The sequence below is a fragment of the Sphingomonas sp. 2SG genome, from assembly GCF_005503285.1.
Classification (GTDB): domain Bacteria; phylum Pseudomonadota; class Alphaproteobacteria; order Sphingomonadales; family Sphingomonadaceae; genus Sphingomonas; species Sphingomonas taxi.
In genome coordinates this window covers 224,929-244,514 of sequence record NZ_SCMZ01000001.1, presented here as the reverse complement: position 1 = coordinate 244,514, position 19,586 = coordinate 224,929, and the positions used below count along the sequence as shown (strand labels likewise).

Sequence of the window (19,586 nt, the reverse complement as noted above, 5' to 3'; positions counted from 1 at the left end):
CGGTCCTCAGAACTTGTAGCGCGCGCCCACCTGGAACGAGCGCGGCACGCCCTGCGTGTCGTTCTCGCGCTTGGTGGGATTGACGCCCGACCCGGCGCCCCAGGCGGAATAGGTGCGGTTGACCGAATCGAACAGGTTGAACGCGGCGAAATTGACCTCGAGATCGGTCCCCCACGGCATCCGGAACGTCTTCGAGATCCGCGCGTCGACCGAGGCGTAACCGACGATCTGGTCGGGCCAGAAGACGCCGCCGAAGTTGCCGTATGTGCCGGTCGTGCCTAGGAACTCCGCCGGCGCCGGACGCGTGATGACCTGCCCGAACGAGGGCCCCGAACTGAACGTGCCGGTGAGCGACAGCTTGGTGTCCCATGGCCCGCGCGCGATGCCGGTGCCGACGAAACGCCATTTCTCGACGCCGGCGACATAGTTCCAGCCATAGGCATCGACGCGCGGACCGTTGTAGAATTCGTCGCTCTGCAATTCCTGCGCGACGTTGCTCTTCGCCTGCTGCAAGGTCAGCGTCGCGGTGAAGCCCCATTTCGACCCGGTGACGAACGGCTTCTCCGCGGTGAAATAGACCGCGTTATATTCCGCCTTGCCGTCGTTCGAACCGATGTTGAGCTTGCCGCTATAGCCCGGCAGGATGCCGGAGGCAGGGAAGTTGTCCTCGATCCACTGATCGCCCTGGCTGGTGTACTGGCCGCTCGGCAGACGGTTGCCGCGCACATATTTGAAGATGTTGTGGCTGCGGATGTGGCTGAAGGTGATCGACGTCTGCACCACGCCCAGCCGCTTGCGCACGCCGAAGTTGAACTGATCGGAATAGGGCAGCTTGGTGTTGTTGTTGAGCAGCCAGACGTCGCCGCCGACGCCGGTCGCCGTCGCCGCGGCGCGCAGATTGTCGACGTTCTTGTAGCTGTCGTTCCACACCAGGGTCGTCGCCGGCAGGACACCGCCATTGCCCTGGCGGAAGCTGGCGCAGGTCGGCTGCCCCGGCCCGTCGCAGAAGCTGAGCGTGACGGTGCGCTGGTACAGCGCCTTGACCGTCTCGATCCCCGCGGTGATGAACAGCGGCCGGTCGTAATATCGCCCGGCGCCGGCGAACAGCACCGTGTCGCGGTCGCCGTTGATATCGTACGAAATGCCGAGCCGCGGCTGGAACGCCTTCCAATACGGCTTCCGGTTGCTGCCGTTCGAGATATAGTCTTCCGGGTTGATCCCGGCCGCCTGCCAGGGCTGATAGTTGCGCAGCGCGGTGGCGATCGCGTCCGGCGTGACGAACTTGTCGTTTTTGGCGTTGGTCTCATAGTCCCAGCGGATGCCGGCGTTGACCGTGATGTGATCGTTGACCGTCCAATCGTCCTGGATGAACAGGCCGATCTGCGTATCCTTGACCTTCGCCGCCTGGACCGGGACGACCGACACCGCCGCCTGCTGCGGCGTCGACGCATCGAAGGTCGTGTAGGTCGAGGGGGTGAAATAATAGGAGCCGTTGCCGAGATTGTCCTCGGCGCGCGACAGGTCGTTGAGCGATACCTTGACGCCGGCCTTGATAACGTGCGCGTTGCTGAAGAAGGTGACGTTGTTCTTGAACGTCCAGGTCTTCTGATTGTCCGACTGTTCGAAGCCGTTGGTGCCGAGCGCCGCGGCCACCGCACCCGGCTGGCCAAGGATGATCTCCGGACCGCTGCCGGTGCGCGGCGTGCCGTTGAAGACGGTGTTATAGGCGATCGTGGCCTCGTTCAGCCAATTGTCGCCCCGGTGATTCCACTCGAGCTGATAGAGGTCGATCTTCGATTGCAACAGATGGCCGTGCGACGGCACCGACGTGCCGCCGAAATCGGCGAGATTGCTCTCGCGACGGAAGAAGCCGCTGAAATTGACCGTGTCAGCGTTGCTGACGAAGGCAGTGAGCTTGCCGAAATACAGCTTCTGGTGGAAGTCCTGCGCATAGCTGCCGTTATATTGATCGGCGATCGCCTGCGGCACGACCTGCGACGGCTGATCGGTGTTGGTGGTGCCGAGCAGGACCGCGGCGGAAGGCGCCTTCTGGTCGGTCGCTTCGAACGCGCCATAGAAATGCAGCACGTCCTTGATGATCGGTCCGCCGAAGTCGCCGCCATATTGCTTGCGGTCGTAATCGCCCTGCTTGAGCGAACCGTCACGGTTGTTGGCCTTGCCCGGGCGGTCGGAATATTTGGTGCCGTAGAAGCCCTTGGGCTGCCATTCGCCGAAGATCGTACCGTGGAAGTCGGTGCCGCCCGACTTGGTCACCGCGGTGATGATCGCCGAACCCGCCTGCTCGTACTCGGCCTTGAAATTCTGCGTATCGACCTTGAACTCCTGCACCGCGAGCTGCGGGAACGGATTGCCCTGGCTGAAGTTCTGGCCGGCGACGCCGCCGTGGTTGACCTGGTTCTTGAGGCTCAGGCCGTCGATGAAGACGTTGACGTTGTCGGCGCTGATGCCGCCCGCCTGCACCTGCCGGTTGCTGCGCCCCGGCGTCACCGAGACGCCCGGTGCGAGCGCGGCGAAGTTGAGGAAGTTCCGGTCGCTCTGCGGCAGGCTCTCGATCTGCTGTTGCGAGACGTTGGTGGAGATTTCGGCGGTGCGCACCTCCTGCGTGCGGCGGCCGGTGACGACGATGTCGCTGCCCGTGCCACTGCCCGCGTCGGCGGAGGTCGTCGTCTCTGTCGCGCCGGCCTCGGTCGCCGCGGCGGGGGTGTTGATGTCGAGCGTGATCGTCTGGCCGACCGGCACGACGACCTGCTGCGGCTGCTGACCGTCGACCGCGACGCGATAGGTGCTCGGGCGAATGCCGGGGATGGTATAGGTGCCAGCATCGTCGGTGCGACCGCGGATGACCTGCCCGGTGGTGAGATCGGTGATGACGACGGCGGTACCAGGCGCGGCGCCCGCGACCTTGCCGCGCAGCGTCGACGTCGACTGGGCCAGCGCCGGCGCGCCGACGGCGAGCGCCATGGCAAGCGCCGCGGCCGAAATGCCGCGACGGAACCGTGCGGCCTGATACCCTGCTGCCATTGCAAACCCCTCCGTCTGTCACCCGATCTTTGCTTCCACCGGCGCGTCGACGAGCGACGGCAGCGGATCGCGCTGGGCATATGAAACCGGTTACTCGCCTCCGTAACCGGTTACAACACGGCTCGCGCTAAAGACTTGGACCGTTGCGCTCCGGCAACAGTCAGGCCTGGCAGTGGCGGGTGATGAACGCCTCGTGCGTGGGCATCCCGGCGGCGACCTCGGCGATCACCTCCTCGACATCGCCGAGAAAGGCTGCGGCCTGTGCGGCGGGGATCATGTCGACCATCGGATCATAGGCCGCGCGCAGGCGCTGGCCGAGCAGCACCTGCACCCAGCTTTCCTCGCGGAACAGCTCGGCCTTGCCGTGCATGAAGAACCGCGCCGACGCCGCGAACAGCGCAAGCCGTTCGGTGAGGCTGTCGGGCACGTCCATATGCTTGACGTAGCCCCAGAATTCCGTGTCTTCGCGGTCGGTGACCTTGTAATGCGCGATGATGAAGTCGCGCACGTCGCGATATTCGAAGTCGGTCTGGCGATTGTATTCGGCGATGTCGGCATCCTGAAAGCCGCGCCCGGGGAACAATGCGATCAGTCGGAGGATGCCGGTCTGGATCAGATGGATGCTGGTCGATTCGAGCGGTTCGAGAAAACCGCCGGCAAGTCCAAGCGCGACGACATTCTTCTCCCATGCGCGCTGCCGCTTGCCGGGGCGGAAGCGCACCGGCCGCGGATCGCCGATCGCCGGGGAGTCGAGATGGGCGAGCAACGTCCGCGCGGCCGCCTCGTCCGAGACGAAGCGGCTGGCATAGACATGGCCGTTGCCGGTGCGATGCTGCAGCGGGATCCGCCATTGCCAGCCGGCATCATGCGCGATCGAGCGGGTATAGGGCGTCAGCGGCCCCTGCCGTGCGCTCGGCACCGCCAGCGCGCGGTCGCAGAGCAGCCAATGGTCCCAATCCTCGTAGCCGACCCCCATTGCATCGCCGATCAGCAGCCCGCGCATGCCCGAACAGTCGACGAACAGGTCGCCGTCGACCGTCCGTCCGTCGGCGAGCACGACATGATCGAGGAAACCGTCCTGCCCGCGCCGGTTGGCGGCGACGATCCGCCCCTCGATCCGCTGGACGCCCGCCGCCTCGGCGCGGCCGCGCAGGAAGGCGGCGTAAAGCGCGGCGTCGAAGTGATAGGCGTAATCGAGGTCGGCGATCGGCGAATTCGGGTGTGCCGGGTCGGGCAAGGCGAAACGGTTCATCCGTGCCGCCAGCGTGTTGAGCGCATAATGATCGAGTGGTCGGGCCTCCCCCATCGCCCGCGCCTTGAGCCAGAATTGATGGCAGTGCAGCCAGTAGAGGTCCTGACCGATCTTGCCGAACCCGTGGATGTAGCTGTCGCCGACGCCGCCCCAGTTGCGGAACTCGATGCCGAGCTTGAACGTCGCCTGCGTCGCGCGGACGAACTCGAATTCGTCTATGCCGGCGAGGCCGTTGAAGGTCCGGATAGCGGGGATCGTCGCTTCGCCGACGCCGATCGTGCCGATCTCCGCCGATTCGATCAGCCGGATCGTATAGGCGCCGAGCAAGAGCCGCGACAGCAGCGCCGCGGTCATCCAGCCGGCGGTGCCCCCGCCGACGATCGTGATCGTCTTGAGCGGCGGATTGGGATGGCTCCCGCTCACCCCAGCCATCCGCCGGCGAACCCTGCCCGCGTCAGCCCGCGCCGGATCGTCGGCGAGCGGCGCATCGCCCGCCACACGCCCTCGTCGCGCATATTGGCGATCGCGCCGAGGATCGCGCCCTGATCGATGCCCAGATAATCCCCGTCGACCCAGCCGCTCGTGGCATCCACCGACCCCGCCTCCAGCTTGACGTCGGTATAGCGGAACGACGGGTTGAAGCTGTCGAGAAAGCCATATTTGCCGTAGAGCCCGGGCCATGCCTTCATCGCATTGGCGGCGGGGACGACGATCTCCGGCGCGAAGGCGAGGCTGCCCAGCGCGGCGGTCGGCGCCAGCGTCCCATCGTCACGCTCGTCCGGCTGGCCGAGCGGGCCACGCGCCGAATAGCCGAAGAATTCCGCGGTCCGTCCCTTGAACGGCAAGCGGAAATTGCCCGGTCCGTCGCAGGCGGTCAGTCCCCAGATATCGCGGCCATAGCCGTCCCAGCGCATCGGGTTGGCGATGCAATAGGCGCGATTGGCATAGGTCGCGCGGCGGCTGTTCTCGAAATAGTCGAAGCCCGCCTGCCGCATCGTCGCATCGCGGATGCCGCGGAAGTCGATCCACATCTGGCTGTACTGATGGCCGAACAGCGGCGCGAAGGCGAGGTGCCGCGTCGCCCCCCGGCCGCGCCAGAAGCCCGGATAGGTTTTCGTCCACGCATCCCACGCCCCGTCGGCGAGCGGCTTGCCCCGGCTGCCGAGGCCGACGATGTAGACCATCATCCCCTCGTTATACCCCTCCCACGGCCGCTCGATGAAGCCCTGCCCCGGGTGCCAGCCCATCGATACGCTGCCACGCGCGTTGGTAAACCACGGCCAGTCGGCGCGATCGGTGATTTGCTGCGCCAGCCGCCGGATCTCCGCCTCTGCCGGATCGGCGCGATCGTACCAGGCGCCGGCGAACAGGATGCCGAGGAAGAGGAGCGTGGTGTCGACGCTCGACAGCTCGGTATCGCGGAAGCGCTGGCCGGTCTTCATGTCGAGGAAGTGATAGAAGAAGCCCTTGTGCCCGCTCATGCCCGCCGGCGCGTCGCCCTGCGGCGCGGCAGCGAAGAAGCGCAGCGTGGCGAGCGTCAGGTCGCGCGCGGCTTCGCGCCTGATCCAGCCGCGCGCCACCCCGACGGGATAGGCGGTCAGCGCGAAGCCGACCGCGGCGATGCTGGCGAAAGACGGGGTCGGCCAGCGATCCGGCACCAGCCCGTTGTCGCGATTGGCGAGATCCCAGAAGAAGCGGAAGGTCCGCTGCTCCAGATCATCGAACCAGCCGGGCAGCGCGACGCGCGGCGCCGCCCCGGCCAGAGCGGGCAGGCAGGCGGCGGCGGTGGCGAGCGGGGCGCGAGCCAGCAGCGCGCGGCGGTCGATCGGGGTACGCATCATGTCGACAAGGGTCCGGTGGTGGAGCGGATGACGAGCTCGGTCGCGACGATATCCGTGTCCGGCGACAGCGCGCCGCCGTCGAGCGCATCGATCAGCCGCGCGGTGGCGCTCGCCCCCATTTCGGCGAGGTTGATCCGCACCGTCGTCAGGCCGAGATAGCGGGCGAGCGGAACGTCGTCGAAACCGGTGACCGCGATGTCGCCGGGGACCGCCACCCCCGCCTCGCGCAGCGCGCTCATCGCCCCCAAAGCCATCATGTCGTTGGCGGCGACGATGCCGTCGCACGTCTCACCCGTGGCGATCAGCCGGCGCACCGCCGCGACGCCGGATTCCTCGCGGAAATCGCCTTCGATGACGATCGGGCCGCTCTCGGGTGCATGCACTGCCATCGCCGCGAGGAAGGCGTCGCGGCGTTCGCGTCCATCGATATTGCCGTCCGGGCCGCTGATGTGCAGGAGCCGGCGGCGGCCGGTCGCGGCGAGGTGCGCGACCGCTGAGCTGATCCCGGCGGCATTGTCGATCCGATAGGCGGCGCGGCCGGTAGTCTCGCGGCAATTGACCAGCACCGCGGGTACGTCGCGCGGCAGCGCCTCGTCGAGCTCGGCGACATCGAGCTGCGGCGCCATCACGATCAGCCCGTCGACTCGGCCGCGCATCGATCGCATCGCCTGCGCCGCCAGCGCTGCATCGGCGTGCATGTTCGACAGCAGAAGGTGATAGCCGCGCGCCGTGACCTCGCGATCCATGCCGCGGACGATCTCCGAGAAGAATTCGCCGTAGAGGTCGGGCAGGACGACACCGATCGCATGGCTGCGGGCCAGCGACAGACTGCGCGCGCCGGCGTGCGGCACATAGCCGAGCGCCTTGGCTGCCGCGAGCACGCGCGCGCGCATGTCGGGGCGGACGCTGCTATGCCCGTTGAGCGCGCGCGATACCGACGCGACCGATACCTCGGCGACGCGCGCGACGTCGCGGACCGTGGCGGATGCCTGTTTCATGCCCTCCCCTTGCGTGCCATCCCCGACCTTCTATCGTCGCGACACATCTTGTGCGACGCCGGTGAGCTGTGTAACCGGTTACAGGATAGCGTCAACGCGAAAAGCACCGGGTCCTTCGCGGGCCACCCCGGGCACGCGCGACGACGGCGATGAGGGGACAACCTGGATATGACCGACATCACCATCTCGCGGCGTGCGGCGCTGCTCGGCGCCGGGACGATCGCCGCCTGGGCCGCCAGTCCGGCGCGTGCGCTGCTCGCCGCGGCGGCGGACGACGCCTTGCCCGCCGGGATCGAGGCGATCCTCGCCCGGATGACGCTGGAGGAGAAGGCGGGCCAGTTGCAGCTCAACGCCGCGGCGTGGAGCGGCGGCATCGCCACCGGGCTCAACCCGCCGACGACCGGCGGCCCGAGCTTCGAAGGCCAGCTTGCCGACGCGGTCGCGGGCAAGCTCACCGGCGTGTTCAACGGCAATGGCGCGGTGATGGCGCGGCGGATGCAGCAGGCGGTGATGCGGGAATCGCGGCTGAAGATCCCATTGCTCTTCGCCGCCGACGTGATCCACGGCCACCGCACCATCTTCCCGGTGCCGGTGGCCGAGGCGGCGAGTTTCGATCCCGATCTGGCGATGCGCACCGCACGCATGGCCGCCTATGAAGCCGCAGCGGCGGGGATCGACTGGACCTTCTTCCCGATGGTCGACATCGCCCGCGACCAGCGCTGGGGCCGGACGATGGAAGGCGCGGGCGAGGACACGCTGCTCGGCCAGATGTTCGCCACGGCGCGCGTCCGCGGCTTCCAGGGCAAGCAGCTCGGCGACATCGACGCGGTGATGGCCTGCATCAAGCATTTCGCCGCTTATGGCGCGGCCGAGAGCGGGCTCGATTACAACAGCGTCGACCTGTCGGAGCGGACGCTGCGCGAAGTCTATCTGCCGCCGTACAAGGCCGGGTTCGACGCCGGCGCGATGAGCGGCATGGCCTCGTTCAACGAGATCAACGGCGTCCCCGCGACCGGCAATGCCTGGCTGATGCAGCAGGTGCTGCGCGACGAATGGAGATTCCCCGGCATCATCGTCTCCGACTACACCGGCGACGAGGAGATGATCGCCGCCGGCTTCGCCAAGGACGGCAAGGATGCCGCGCGCCTCGCCTTTCTGGCCGGGGTCGACATGAGCATGCAGTCGAATCTCTATGCGCTGCACCTCGCCGACCTCGTCCGCGAAGGCGCGGTGCCGCAGGCGACGCTCGACCGGTCGGTGCGCCGCGTGCTGATGGTCAAGCACCGGCTCGGCCTGTTCGACGATCCGTTCCGCCGCATCGACGCCAAGCGTGAAACGGCGCGGTCGCGCACCAAGGCGGCGCTCACGCTGTCGCGCGAGGCGGCGCAGAAATCGATCGTGCTGCTCAGGAACGACGGCGACCTGCTGCCGCTCGATCCGGCGCAGCGCATCGCGCTGATCGGTCCGTTCGCGAGCGGCCAGCACGACCTCAACGGGCCATGGGTGGTCTATGGCGACAACAACCAGGCGATCGATCTCGCCACCGGCGTCAAGGCGGCGGGCGCGCGTACCGTCAGCGTGACGCCCGGTTCGGGCGTCGAGGAGCCGCTCGCCGGCGGGATCGACGCGGCCGTCGCGGCGGCGCGCGCCGCGGATGTCGTCGTGCTCGCGATCGGCGAGAGCGAGACGATGTCGGGCGAGGCGCAGTCGCGCACGTCGATCACCGTGCCCGCGCCGCAGATGGCGCTGGCCGAGGCGGTCGCCGCGACGGGCAAGCCGATCGTCGTGCTGCTCAAGAACGGTCGCGGTCTCGCGCTGGACGGCGCGGTCAAGGCGGCACCGGCGATCGTCGTCACCTGGTTCCTCGGGTCGGAGACCGGCCATGCCATCGCCGACGTGCTGTTCGGCAAGGTCGGCCCGTCCGGACGCCTGCCGCTGAGCTTCCCGCACGAAAGCGGGCAGGAACCCTATTATTACGCGCACAAGGCGACCGGCCGCCCCGCGCCCGACGGCCCGCGCGAACCGTACAAGGCACAATGGCGGACGTCGCCCAATGCCGCCCTCTATCCGTTCGGCCATGGCCTCACCTACGGCAAGGTCGGCTATGCCGCCGCGAACGTGCCGGCGACGCTGGCGTGGGACGGGCGGATCGAGGTATCGGCGACGATCAGCAACACCGGCACCCGCGCCTGCGAGGAGCTGGTCCAGCTCTACATTCGCGACCGCGTCGCCAGCATCACGCGGCCGGTGCGCGAGCTCAAGGCGTTCCGCCGACTCGCGCTGGCGCCGGGAGCGAGCGAGACGGTGCGCTTCACGCTGACCCGCGCGCAGCTCGAATTCCTCGGCGGCGACCTGCGGCCCACGGTCGAACCCGGCACGTTCGACGTATGGATCGCGCCCTCGGCACAGGCGGATGGCGTGCACGGCACGTTCGAGCTGGTGCGCTGATCCCGTTGGCGAGGCATCGCCAGCCGGAAGACGGCCGTGCTTGACCGAACGCGGCTCTAGCCTGACACTCTGGCCTGCGATTCGGAGAGGAGGGCCTCCACCACGCCCGGATCGGCGAGCGTCGAAGTGTCGCCGAGGCTTGCCGTATCCCCCTCGGCGATCTTGCGCAGGATGCGGCGCATGATCTTGCCCGAGCGCGTCTTAGGCAGGCCGGGGGCGAACTGGATCGCATCGGGGGTCGCGATCGGGCCGATCTCGCGCCGCACCCAGTCGCGCAGGCCCGCGCGCAGCGTCTCGTCGGCGGCCACGCAGGCGTTCAGCGTGACATAGGCATAGATCCCCTGCCCCTTCACGTCGTGCGGGAAGCCGACCACCGCCGCCTCGGCGACATCGGCGTGGAGGACGAGCGCGCTCTCGACCTCGGCAGTGCCCATCCGGTGGCCGCTGACGTTGATGACGTCGTCGACCCGGCCGGTGATCCACCAATAGCCGTCCGCATCGCGCCGCGCCCCGTCGCCGGTGGTGTAAACGCCGGGATAGAGGCTGAAATAGGCGTCGAAGAAGCGCGCGGGATCGCCCCACAGGCCGCGCATCTGGCCGGGCCAGGAAGCGGCGATGACCAGATTGCCCTCCGCCGCGCCATCGAGTTCGCGGCCCTCGGCATCGAGCAGGCGCGGATCGACGCCGTGGAAGGGCAGGCTCGCCGAGCCGGGCTTGGCCGGCGTACCGGGCAGCGGCGTGATCATATGACCGCCGGTCTCGGTCTGCCACCAGGTGTCCATCACCGGACAGCGGCCGCCGCCGACGACGTCGTGATACCAGCGCCACGCTTCGGGATTGATCGGCTCGCCGACCGATCCCAGCATCTTGAGCGAGGCGCGGCTGGTGCCGGTGACATAGGCATCCCCCTCCTTCATCAACGCGCGCAGCGCGGTCGGCGCGGTATAGAGCGTCGTCACCCGATGCCGGTCGACCACCTCCCAGATCCGCGCCGGGGTCGGCCAGTTGGGGACGCCCTCGTACATCAAAGTCGTCGCGCCATTGGCGAGCGGGCCGTAGACGATATAGCTGTGGCCGGTGACCCAGCCGATATCGGCGGCGCACCAATAGACGTCGGGCGCGGTATAATCGAACACCGTCGCGTGCGTCATCGCCGCCCACAGCAGATAGCCGCCGGTGCTGTGGACGACGCCCTTGGGCTTGCCGGTCGAACCGCTGGTGTAGAGGATGAACAAGGGGTCCTCCGCCGCCATCGGCTCGGGCGGGCAGTCGGCGGCGACGCCCAAGACGGCCTCGTGATACCAGACGTCGCGGCCCGCGGTGATCGGCACCGCGGCGCCGGTCGCGCGGACGACGAGGACGTGTTCGACACTGCCCGCGATCCCCAGCGCCGCGTCGACGCAAGCCTTGAGCGCGATCGTGCGGCCGCCGCGGCGGCCCTGGTCGGCGGTGATGACGATCCGGCTGTCGCAATCGGCGATCCGGCCGGCGAGCGCTTCGGCGGAAAAGCCGGCGAACACCACCGAATGGACCGCGCCGATACGCGCGCAGGCAAGCATCGCGAACGCCGCCTCGGGGACCATCGGCATATAGAGGGTGATGCGGTCGCCCTTCCCCGCGCCGAGCCCCTTGAGCACGTTGGCGAAGCGCGACACCTCGCGGTGCAGTTCGGTATAGGTGATGCGGCGCGGCGCGGTGGCGGGATCGTCGCCCTCCCAGAGGATCGCGACCTGATCGCCGCGCGTCGCGAGATGGCGGTCGATGCAATTGGCGGCGACGTTGAGCACGCCGTCCTCGAACCAGCGGATATGGAAATCGTCGCGGTCGAACGACCAGTCGCCCGCACGCGTCGGCGCCGTCATCCAGTCGAGCCGGGTCGCCGCCTCCAGCCAGAAGCCATCGGGATCGGCGAGCGAGCGGGCGTGGACGGCCTGACGGTCGGCGAGCGGGGTGGCGTTCGACATGGCATCTCTCCTTGGCGTTCAACCGATCGCGTCGTGATCGGCGATATAGCGGTCGAGCGCGCTCGCCGCGTTGAGCATGTGCGCGCGCATCCGGCGCGCCGCGGTCTCGCCATCGCCTTCGGCGATCGCCGCCATCACGCCGTCATGCTCCTCGCGCGAGCGGAGGATGCGGCGGCCCTGGCGCAATTGCGTGCGGCGGAAGGCGTTGAGGCGGGTGCGTGTCGCCATCGCCTGTTCGGCGAGGAAGGCGTTGTGCGTCGCGTGATAGAGCGTCTCGTGAAAGGCGCGGTTGAACGCGTCATAGGCGTCGACATCGTCCGCCTCGACCATCGCCAGCGACGAATCGTGGAGCTGGATCAGCCGGCTGCGTTCGAGCGGCGTCATGCGGTTGGTGGCGAGCCGCACGCACATCGCCTCGATCTCCGCCATCGCCTCGAACATGTCCATGATCCGCTCGGGGGTCAGCCGGGTGACGACGACGCCGCGGCGCGGGCGCATCTCGGCGAGGCCGCTGACCGCAAGCTGGCGCAGCGCCTCGCGCACCGGCGTCCGCGACGCGCCGAACCGGTCGGCGAGCTGCTGCTCGTCGAGCTGCGTGCCGGCGCGCAGCGCGCCACTGGCGATCTCGTCGGTCAGCGCGTTGCGGATCCGCTCGGACAGCAACGTCCGCTCCTCGCCCAGCTCGTCCACGTCGCTCGCCATCGTCAGCCCCCCACGATCCCGCGCACCGCCAGATAGAGGATCGACGGCGCGACCAGACAGCCAAGACCGGTGTGGAAGGTCGCGGTCAAGGCGCCATAGGGCACCAGCCGCCGGTCGGTCGCGGCGAGCCCGCCGGAGACGCCGCTCACCGTCCCCATCAGCCCGCCGAACACCATCGCGCTGCGCGGATTGTTGAGGCCGATGAAGCGCGCCACCAGCGGCGTGCCGATCATCACCAACACCGCTTTCAGCACGCCGGTGGCGATCGACAGCGCGATCACCGCCGAGCTCGCGCCGAGCGCCGCGCCGGTGACCGGACCGACGATATAGGTGACCGCGCCCGCGCCGATCGTCGTCATCGACACCGCATCGGTATAGCCGAACGCCGCCGCGACCAGCGCGCCGAACACGAACGGGATCACCGTGCCGAGCCCCAAGGCGACCGCGCCGATCAGCCCGGCCTTTTTCGCCTGCACGACATCGACCTCGAAGGCGGTGGCGACGATCGCGAAGTCGCGCAGCATCGCGCCGCCCATCAGGCCGATGCCGGCGAGGATCGGGATGTCGGCAACGCCCTTCTCGCCGCCGGTCCACAGACCGGCGGCGAAGGCGCCGGCCAGACCGATGATGATCGCGATCGCCGAGCCGTGGACGCGACCCCGCGTCAGATGTTTCGACAGTGCATTGGACAGCCACATGACCAGCCCGACGATCGCGAAGGCGGTGAGCAGCGCATTGGCGGCGAAGACATGGGTGAGCATCGCGGTCATGCGGGGTCTCCCGCGGCGACGCGCGCCGCCTCGCGCGCGGTGGCGCTTCTCGCCTCGATCTCGTCCATCGTCTCGTTGGTGCCGCCCAGGCGGCTGAGGATCGCGACCATGCCAAAGCAGAGCAGCAGCGCACCGACCGCGGCGATCACCACCACCGGGCCGCCCTCGGCGGCGGCGACGACATTCTGCTGCGCCGCCATCGCCACGACGATCGGGATGTAGAGCGCACCCCAGAATTCGACGCCGAGCTTTAGGCCATGGCTCATCAGCCCGCGCGCGCCGAGCCACAGCCGCGCCGCGATCAACAGGATCATCGCGATGCCGACCCCGCCGACATTGGCCTTCACGCCGAGCGCGACCCCGAGCAGATCGCCAAGGAACACGCCGATCAGCGTGCAGATGGCGAGGAGCGCCACGCCGGAGATCGTCATGCCGACACCTGCGGGAACGCGCAGATCGGCCCATGCGTATGCATCGTCACGCTTCGCATCCTTCCATGTACGCCGATTTGTCGTCGGCACGTCGCATTGTATGCAAACTCTTGCATTCGACGCAATAGGCAATACAAAGAGGGCATTCGGAGCAATGTTTGGATACGGACGGGCGATGCGCGACTGGCACAGCAAACAAGCGGCGCGCACGGCGCGGATCGAAGCGGGCAGCCGTTTCGCCACGGGCAAGCTGGTCGCCCCCGCCGACCTGACGCCGTTCCTCGAGGCGGTGCTGCGTCCCGGCGACCGCGTCTGCCTGGAGGGCGACAACCAGAAACAGGCCGACGTCATCGCCCGCGCGCTCGCCGCGGTCGATCCGGCGCGCATCCACGATCTGCACATGGTGCAGTCGGGCGTGGTGCTGCCCGAGCATCTCGACCTGTTCGACAGCGGCATCGCGCGGCGGCTCGACTTCTCCTATTCGGGGCCGCAATCGGCACGGATCGCGAAGATGCTGTTCGGCGGCACGATCGAGCTGGGCGCGGTGCACACCTATCTCGAACTGTTCGCCCGCTATTTCATCGACCTGACGCCGCAGGTCGCGCTGATCGCCGCGGTCAGCGCCGACCGCGACGGCAATCTCTACACCGGCCCCAATACCGAGGACACGCCGACCGTGGTGGAGGCGACGACCTTCGGCAACGGGCTGGTGATCGCGCAGGTCGGCGAGATCGTCGACACGGTGCCGCGCGTCGATATCCCGGGCGATCAGGTCCATTTCATCGTCGACGCCGCCAAGCCCTTCTATGTCGAGCCGCTCTTCACCCGCGACCCGGCGGCGATCACCGAGACGCAGATCCTCACCGCGATGCTGGCGATCAAGGGGCTGTACGAACCCTATGGCATCCGCCGGCTCAACCACGGCATCGGCTTCAACACCGCCGCGATCGAATTGCTGCTCCCGACCTATGGCAAGCGGCTCGGCCTCAAGGGCAAGGTGTGCACCCACTGGGCGCTCAATCCGCATCCGACGCTGATCCCGGCGATCGAGGCGGGCTGGGTCGAGCAGGTCCATTGCTTCGGCTCGGAGGTCGGCATGGAGGATTATCTCCGCGCCCGGCCCGATATCTTCTTCACCGGCCCGGACGGCTCGCTGCGTTCGAACCGCGCCTTCTGCCAGACCGCCGGCCTCTACGCCTGCGACATGTTCATCGGCTCGACGCTGCAGATCGACCTGTCGGGGCATAGCTCGACCGTCACCGCCAACCGCATCGCCGGTTTCGGTGGCGCGCCCAACATGGGATCGGACGCGCGCGGGCGGCGGCATCCGAGCGAACCGTGGCTGCGCGCCGGGGCGGAGGCCGATCCCGACGGCCCCGCCCCGCTGCGCCGTGGGCGCAAGCTGGTCGTCCAGATCGGCGAGACGTTCGGCGACGGCAACACGCCGATGTTCGTCGAACGCCTTTCCGCGCTCGACCTCGCCGAGAAGCTCGATCTCGATCTGGCGCCGGTGATGGTCTATGCCGACGACGTCACGCATATCGTCACCGAGGAGGGCATCGCCAATCTGCTGCTGTGCCGGACGAAGGACGAGCGCGAACAGGCGATCCGCGGCGTCGCGGGCTATACCGACATCGGTCGCGGCCGTGACAAGGCGATGGTCGAGCGGCTGCGCGAACGGCGGATCATCCAGCGGCCACAGGATCTCGGCATCGATCCGCTCGACGCCGACCGCAGCCTGCTCGCCGCGCATTCGATCAAGGATCTGATGCTCGCCTCGGGCGGGCTCTACCGGCCGCCAAGCCGGTTCCGGAACTGGTAAGGGGACGCGGGACTTGGAAACGCTTCGCTACGATATCGCCGCGCCGCGCGCCGCCGGCGGCGACCGGCAGACCGCGCTGGTCGGCGTCGTCGCCTCGGGCAATCTCGAGGTGCTGCTCGAACGCGGTGGCGCGCCCGATCGCTGCACGATCGAGATCGCGACCGCGGCGCACGGCTTTGCCGAGCTATGGGCGGCGGTAACCGCCGATGTGGTCGCGGCACGCGGCGGCGGCGGCCTGCGCATCGCGATCAACGACGGCGGTGCGCGGCCCGATACCGTCGCGCTGCGGCTGGCGCAGGGCATCCGCCTGATCGAGGAGCCGGTTGCATGAGCCATCTCCGGCAAAGCTGGTACGAGGCGAGCGCCCGCGCGCGCCTCGACGCGCTGGTCGACCCCGGCAGTTTCGCCGAGTTCGTCGGTCCCGAGCGGCGCGAAACCAGCCCGCATCTGCCGATCTTCGACCTGCCGCGCCAGTTCGATGATGGCATCGCGGTCGGCGCGGCGACGATCGACCGCACGCCGGTGCTGGTCGCCGCGCAGGAGGGCCGCTTCATGGGCGGCGCGTTCGGCGAGGTGCACGGCGCCAAGTTGACCGGCCTGCTCCGCGCCGCCGCGTCGCTGCGCCGCGACGTGGTGATCGCCTTCGACACCGGCGGCGTGCGGTTGCAGGAGGCCAATGCTGGCGAGCTCGCCATCGCCGAGATCATGCGCGCCGTGCTCGACGCACGGCTGGCGGGCGTGCGCGTCGTCGGGCTGATCGGCGGGCGCGCCGGCTGCTATGGTGGCGGCAGCCTGATCGCCGGCTGCTGCTCGGCGCTGGTCATCTCCGAACAGGGGCGGCTCAGCGTCTCCGGGCCGGAGGTGATCGAAACCAATCGCGGCGTCGAGGAATTCGACTCGCGCGACCGCGCGCTGGTGTGGCGGACGATGGGCGGCAAGCACCGCTATCTGATCGGTGGGGTCGACTTCTACGTCGACGACGATGCCGCCGCCTTTCGCACCGCGACGCTGGACGCGCTGCATCGCCCCGCGACGCTGGACGCCGCCATGCTCGCGGCCGAACAGGCGCGGCTCGAACGCCGGCTGGCGCGCTTCGGCGACGCGCCCGACGGTCGCGACGTGTGGACCGCACTCGGCATCGCCGATGCGGCGACCGTCCCCGATCTGGCGACCACCGATTTCCTCGCCGCTGCCGCCGGCCACCGGGAGAGTGCCGATGACGCCCGCTGATATCCTCGCCTCGCTCTTCCCCGCCGGCCATGACGTCACGGCGACCGGCGCGCTGCTGCGCGGCACGGGTGATGGCATCCACGTCCTCGGCATCGTCGACGGCGCCTTTCCCGGCGTCGACGAAGCGGTCGCGCTCGCCGGTGACGTCCTCGCGATCGCCGCGCACGACGACGGCGCGCCGATCCTGTTCCTGCTCGATTCGGGCAGCCAGCGGATGAGCCGCCGCGACGAACTGCTCGGGCTCAGCGAGACGCTGGCGCATCTCGCCAAGGCGCTGCGGCTGGCGGCGGCGCGGGGCCATCGCACGATCGGGCTGCTCTATGGCGGCACCGCGGCGGGCGCGTTCATCGCCACCGCGCTCGCCTGCGACACGCTGGTCGCGCTGCCCGGTGCGCATCCGGCGGTGATGGACCTGCCGTCGATGGCGCGCGTCACCAAGCTGCCGCTCGCGGTGCTGGAGGAGAAGGCGGCGGCGACCCCGGTGTTCGCGCCGGGGCTCGACAATATCGTCGCGACCGGCGGCATCGCCGCGGTTTGGGACCCGAACCGGCCGCTGTCGGATCAGCTCGCCGTCTTGCTCGCGGAACCACCGGCCGGCGACGCGCGCGCTACGCTCGGCGCCGCGCGTGGCGGCCGACCCAAGGCCGCGGCGATCGCGGCGGAGGTGGAGCGGCTGGCGCTGGCGCATGGCTGAGTTGGCGCGCCATATGGTCGCTTATGTCGCGCCCGACGCCTGGGCGATGATGGTCGGCGCCGACGCGCCGGCGGCACTGCGCGACTGGGCCGCGGCGGGGCGGCCGGCGATTGTCCGGCGCACGCTGTGCGACGATGGCGACGCGGTGCCGCTCGGCGTGCCGCTGCCCCCCGCGCTCGGCAAGCGGCGCGTCGCGCTGCGCTGCCCGCCGCACGCGATCCTGCGCACCGCGGCGCCGCCGCTGCTCCGCGACGCGGCCGCCGCCGCCCCGCGCGAATGGCAGGTGACGATCGCCGCGCTGCTGCTGTGCGATCCGGCGATACGCTGTTTCGGCAGCCTCGCGTGGCAGCATCTGACCGGGCTCGCCTATCTTGCCGAAACGTCGGACATCGACCTCATCCTTGCCTGCGCTACCGCTGCGGACGCCGACGCCCGCGCGGCGCAGCTTGCGGTGATCGCCGCCGACGCACCGATGCGCGTCGACGCCGAACTGGTCGCGGCCGACGGCGCCGCCGTGCAATGGCGCGAATGGCGGTCGGGCGCGCCCGACGTGCTCGCGAAATCGCCCGGCGCGGCGCGCCTCGTCGATCGTGCGGCGATCTTCTTATGATCGCCCTTGCCCGCCACGGCGAGGACCGCAGCGCCGCGGCGATCGGCGACACCGCCGCAGACTGCCTGATCCGCGAGGTCGAGACCTGGCCCAAGCCCGGACTGGTCAGCCACGTCGACCAGGGCGCGCACGACGACATGGACGCCGATTTGCTCCGAAGCAGCGCCCGCGTCCTCGCGCCCTATTTCGCCGATCTCGCCGCCGCCGGGGCGGCCGGGGGCGACATGGACCGGCTGCGCGCGATCGGGATGGCGGCGGAGGCGGCGATGCTGGCCGCTACCGCCGGGGTGAACACGCATCGCGGCGCGATCTTCGGGCTCGGTCTGCTCGCGGCAGCGGCAGGGTTCCGCATGCGGTACGGCGTCGCGGCGCCGCTCGGACGGATCGTCGCGGCGCGCTGGGCTACGGGCATCCTCGGCGGCCCCGTCGATCTGCACAGCCATGGCAGCGTCGTCGCGCGCCGCTATCGCGCGGGCGGCGCGCGCGCCGAAGCGGCGGCCGGCTTCCCCGCCGTCTATGACGTCGCACTGCCCGCGCTCGCCGACGCGCGCCGGTTCGCCGACGACGACGAAGCCGCTCGCGTACAGGCGTGTATGGCGCTGATCGCCGGAGTCGCGGACAGCAACCTCCTCTATCGCGGCGGCCCCGCCGGCCTTGCCTTCGCGCAGCGACAGGCGAGCGCCTTTCTCGCCGATGGCGGGGTCGGCGCCGCCGGCTGGCGCGCTCGCGCCGCCGCGATCCATGCGGCGTTCGTCGCGCGCCGGCTGAGCCCCGGCGGCTGCGCCGATCTGCTCGCGATGGCGCTGTTCGTCGCGGCGGTGGAGCGATGAGCCTCGCGCTGCTCTGTTCGGGTCAGGGACGGCAGCATCGCGCGATGTTCGACCTGGTCGCCGATGCGGCAACCCCGGTTCTGGCCGCCGCATCGGCGACACTGGGGAGCGACGTCCGCGATTTCGTGCGGACCGCGTCGGATGCCGATCTGCATGCCAATCGCGCCGGCCAGATCGTCTGCGTCGCCGGCGCGATGGCGGTGGCGGAGGCGCTGTTTCCGGATGGCGCACCGGCGGATACGATCGTCGCGGGGTATAGCGTCGGGGAGATTGCAGCATGGGGGATCGCGCGCGTCTGGTCGCCGGCGGATACCTTCGCCGTCGTCGATGCGCGCGCCGTCGCGATGGACGCCGCGAGCGGGCCGGATGACGGGCTCGGCTATATCCGTGGCCTGCCGCATGACGATGTCGCCGCGCTGGCCGACCGGTGCGGCTGCGCCGTCGCGATCGTCAACCCCGGCCGCCTGTTCGTCTGCGGCGGCACGCGTGACGCTATCGCCGCGTTATGCACGGCGGCACTGGCCGATGGTGCGGTGAGCGCCGCCCCGATGCCGGTTCACGTCGCCTCGCACACGCCGCGTCTCGCCGCCGCCGTCGCGCCGCTCGCGCAGACGCTCGCCGCAACCGCGATGGCCCGGCCGACGCTCCGCCTGATGACCGCGACGGACCAAAGCCTCGTCAGCCTGCCCGCCCACGCCGCTGCGGGCCTCGCCAGACAGGTCATGACGACGATCGACTGGGCCGCGCTGCTCGACGCTTTGGCCGAGCGCGGCGTCGATCAGGTCCTCGACCTCGGCCCGGGCTCCGCCCTCGCGGAGATGGCATCCGCCGCGATGCCCGACGCGCGCGTCCGCGCCGTCGATCAGTTCCGAACCCTGCAAGGGGTGCGGGACTGGCTGGTCCGTCACGACCGGTGAGCGTTACGTGGCGCCCATACCGGTAACCTGCCGAT

Annotated in this window: 16 protein-coding genes; 8 read left to right on the top strand and 8 right to left on the bottom strand. The window is 69.4% G+C overall.

The features are described 5' to 3' along the window. Positions 1-6: 6 nt before the first annotated feature. The 4 genes from FFS23_RS01085 to FFS23_RS01070 form a co-directional block, all read right to left on the bottom strand. Positions 7-3,042, bottom strand: a complete 3,036-nt coding sequence (locus FFS23_RS01085) for a TonB-dependent receptor (RefSeq protein WP_137897048.1) — start codon at positions 3,040-3,042, stop codon at positions 7-9. Positions 3,043-3,202: 160 nt separating this feature from the next. Beyond that, positions 3,203-4,726 (bottom strand): tryptophan halogenase family protein, encoded by a 1,524-nt coding sequence (locus tag FFS23_RS01080; protein ID WP_137897047.1) that lies wholly within the window; start codon positions 4,724-4,726, stop codon positions 3,203-3,205. Next, on the bottom strand, positions 4,714-6,132 hold the full coding sequence (locus FFS23_RS01075) for a glucoamylase family protein (RefSeq protein WP_137897075.1): 1,419 nt from the start codon (positions 6,130-6,132) through the stop codon (positions 4,714-4,716). The genes FFS23_RS01080 and FFS23_RS01075 overlap by 13 nt, the downstream gene beginning before the upstream one ends. Further along, the gene (locus FFS23_RS01070; RefSeq protein WP_137897046.1) at positions 6,132-7,133 is read right to left on the bottom strand and encodes a LacI family DNA-binding transcriptional regulator; all 1,002 of its coding nucleotides are present in this window, start codon (positions 7,131-7,133) and stop codon (positions 6,132-6,134) included. The genes FFS23_RS01075 and FFS23_RS01070 overlap by 1 nt, the downstream gene beginning before the upstream one ends. Before the next feature lie 168 nt (positions 7,134-7,301). Between FFS23_RS01070 and bglX the strand changes: the two genes are divergently transcribed. Then, positions 7,302-9,581 carry a beta-glucosidase BglX gene (gene bglX / locus FFS23_RS01065; RefSeq protein ID WP_137897045.1) on the top strand — a complete coding sequence of 760 codons (2,280 nt, stop codon included), beginning with the start codon at positions 7,302-7,304 and terminating at the stop codon, positions 9,579-9,581. A gap of 56 nt (positions 9,582-9,637) precedes the next feature. On the opposite strand, the gene acs is transcribed toward bglX, so the two are convergent. From acs to madL, 4 genes are read right to left on the bottom strand one after another with little or no spacing between them, the layout of a single operon-like run. Continuing rightward, a complete protein-coding gene (gene acs / locus FFS23_RS01060) occupies positions 9,638-11,545 on the bottom strand; it encodes an acetate--CoA ligase (RefSeq protein ID WP_137897044.1) in 1,908 nt (635 codons plus the stop codon). A gap of 18 nt (positions 11,546-11,563) precedes the next feature. Further along, positions 11,564-12,247 (bottom strand): GntR family transcriptional regulator, encoded by a 684-nt coding sequence (locus FFS23_RS01055; protein ID WP_137897043.1) that lies wholly within the window; start codon positions 12,245-12,247, stop codon positions 11,564-11,566. 2 nt (positions 12,248-12,249) lie between these two features. Continuing rightward, positions 12,250-13,017, bottom strand: coding sequence for a malonate transporter subunit MadM (madM, locus tag FFS23_RS01050; RefSeq protein ID WP_137897042.1), 768 nt, complete (start codon positions 13,015-13,017; stop codon positions 12,250-12,252). Beyond that, on the bottom strand, positions 13,014-13,448 hold the full coding sequence (gene madL, locus FFS23_RS01045; RefSeq protein WP_137897041.1) for a malonate transporter subunit MadL: 435 nt from the start codon (positions 13,446-13,448) through the stop codon (positions 13,014-13,016). Before madL ends, madM begins: the two co-directional genes overlap by 4 nt. A gap of 175 nt (positions 13,449-13,623) precedes the next feature. Between madL and mdcA the strand changes: the two genes are divergently transcribed. The 7 genes from mdcA to FFS23_RS01010 are packed head-to-tail and all read left to right on the top strand — an operon-like array spanning position 13,624 to position 19,551. Beyond that, on the top strand, positions 13,624-15,270 hold the full coding sequence (gene mdcA, locus FFS23_RS01040; RefSeq protein WP_137897040.1) for a malonate decarboxylase subunit alpha: 1,647 nt from the start codon (positions 13,624-13,626) through the stop codon (positions 15,268-15,270). 13 nt (positions 15,271-15,283) lie between these two features. Then, a complete protein-coding gene (mdcC, locus tag FFS23_RS01035; protein WP_038660098.1) occupies positions 15,284-15,601 on the top strand; it encodes a malonate decarboxylase acyl carrier protein in 318 nt (105 codons plus the stop codon). Continuing rightward, positions 15,598-16,500: a biotin-independent malonate decarboxylase subunit beta gene (locus tag FFS23_RS01030; protein WP_137897039.1), complete on the top strand. Its 903-nt coding sequence runs from the start codon at positions 15,598-15,600 to the stop codon at positions 16,498-16,500. Before mdcC ends, FFS23_RS01030 begins: the two co-directional genes overlap by 4 nt. Further along, on the top strand, positions 16,487-17,194 hold the full coding sequence (locus tag FFS23_RS01025; RefSeq protein WP_137897038.1) for a biotin-independent malonate decarboxylase subunit gamma: 708 nt from the start codon (positions 16,487-16,489) through the stop codon (positions 17,192-17,194). The genes FFS23_RS01030 and FFS23_RS01025 overlap by 14 nt, the downstream gene beginning before the upstream one ends. After that, entirely contained in the window at positions 17,187-17,804 is a 618-nt protein-coding gene (gene mdcG / locus FFS23_RS01020; RefSeq protein ID WP_137897037.1) for a malonate decarboxylase holo-[acyl-carrier-protein] synthase, read from the top strand. The genes FFS23_RS01025 and mdcG overlap by 8 nt, the downstream gene beginning before the upstream one ends. Continuing rightward, positions 17,801-18,634, top strand: a complete 834-nt coding sequence (mdcB, locus tag FFS23_RS01015) for a triphosphoribosyl-dephospho-CoA synthase MdcB (RefSeq protein WP_137897036.1) — start codon at positions 17,801-17,803, stop codon at positions 18,632-18,634. The genes mdcG and mdcB overlap by 4 nt, the downstream gene beginning before the upstream one ends. Beyond that, positions 18,631-19,551 (top strand): ACP S-malonyltransferase, encoded by a 921-nt coding sequence (locus tag FFS23_RS01010; RefSeq protein WP_137897035.1) that lies wholly within the window; start codon positions 18,631-18,633, stop codon positions 19,549-19,551. The genes mdcB and FFS23_RS01010 overlap by 4 nt, the downstream gene beginning before the upstream one ends. Positions 19,552-19,586: the final 35 nt, after the last annotated feature.

Excerpts from the sequence above, each read along its gene's own strand:
- FFS23_RS01085 (WP_137897048.1), bottom strand. The coding sequence starts at position 3,042 with ATGGCAGCAGGGTATCAGGCCGCACGGTTCCGTCGCGGCATTTCGGCC.
- FFS23_RS01080 (WP_137897047.1), bottom strand. The coding sequence starts at position 4,726 with ATGGCTGGGGTGAGCGGGAGCCATCCCAATCCGCCGCTCAAGACGATC.
- FFS23_RS01075 (WP_137897075.1), bottom strand. The coding sequence starts at position 6,132 with ATGCGTACCCCGATCGACCGCCGCGCGCTGCTGGCTCGCGCCCCGCTC.
- FFS23_RS01070 (WP_137897046.1), bottom strand. The coding sequence starts at position 7,133 with ATGAAACAGGCATCCGCCACGGTCCGCGACGTCGCGCGCGTCGCCGAG.
- bglX (WP_137897045.1), top strand. The coding sequence starts at position 7,302 with ATGACCGACATCACCATCTCGCGGCGTGCGGCGCTGCTCGGCGCCGGG.
- acs (WP_137897044.1), bottom strand. The coding sequence starts at position 11,545 with ATGTCGAACGCCACCCCGCTCGCCGACCGTCAGGCCGTCCACGCCCGC.
- FFS23_RS01055 (WP_137897043.1), bottom strand. The coding sequence starts at position 12,247 with ATGGCGAGCGACGTGGACGAGCTGGGCGAGGAGCGGACGTTGCTGTCC.
- madM (WP_137897042.1), bottom strand. The coding sequence starts at position 13,017 with ATGACCGCGATGCTCACCCATGTCTTCGCCGCCAATGCGCTGCTCACC.
- madL (WP_137897041.1), bottom strand. The coding sequence starts at position 13,448 with ATGACGATCTCCGGCGTGGCGCTCCTCGCCATCTGCACGCTGATCGGC.
- mdcA (WP_137897040.1), top strand. The coding sequence starts at position 13,624 with ATGCGCGACTGGCACAGCAAACAAGCGGCGCGCACGGCGCGGATCGAA.
- FFS23_RS01030 (WP_137897039.1), top strand. The coding sequence starts at position 15,598 with ATGAGCCATCTCCGGCAAAGCTGGTACGAGGCGAGCGCCCGCGCGCGC.
- FFS23_RS01025 (WP_137897038.1), top strand. The coding sequence starts at position 16,487 with ATGACGCCCGCTGATATCCTCGCCTCGCTCTTCCCCGCCGGCCATGAC.
- mdcG (WP_137897037.1), top strand. The coding sequence starts at position 17,187 with ATGGCTGAGTTGGCGCGCCATATGGTCGCTTATGTCGCGCCCGACGCC.
- mdcB (WP_137897036.1), top strand. The coding sequence starts at position 17,801 with ATGATCGCCCTTGCCCGCCACGGCGAGGACCGCAGCGCCGCGGCGATC.
- FFS23_RS01010 (WP_137897035.1), top strand. The coding sequence starts at position 18,631 with ATGAGCCTCGCGCTGCTCTGTTCGGGTCAGGGACGGCAGCATCGCGCG.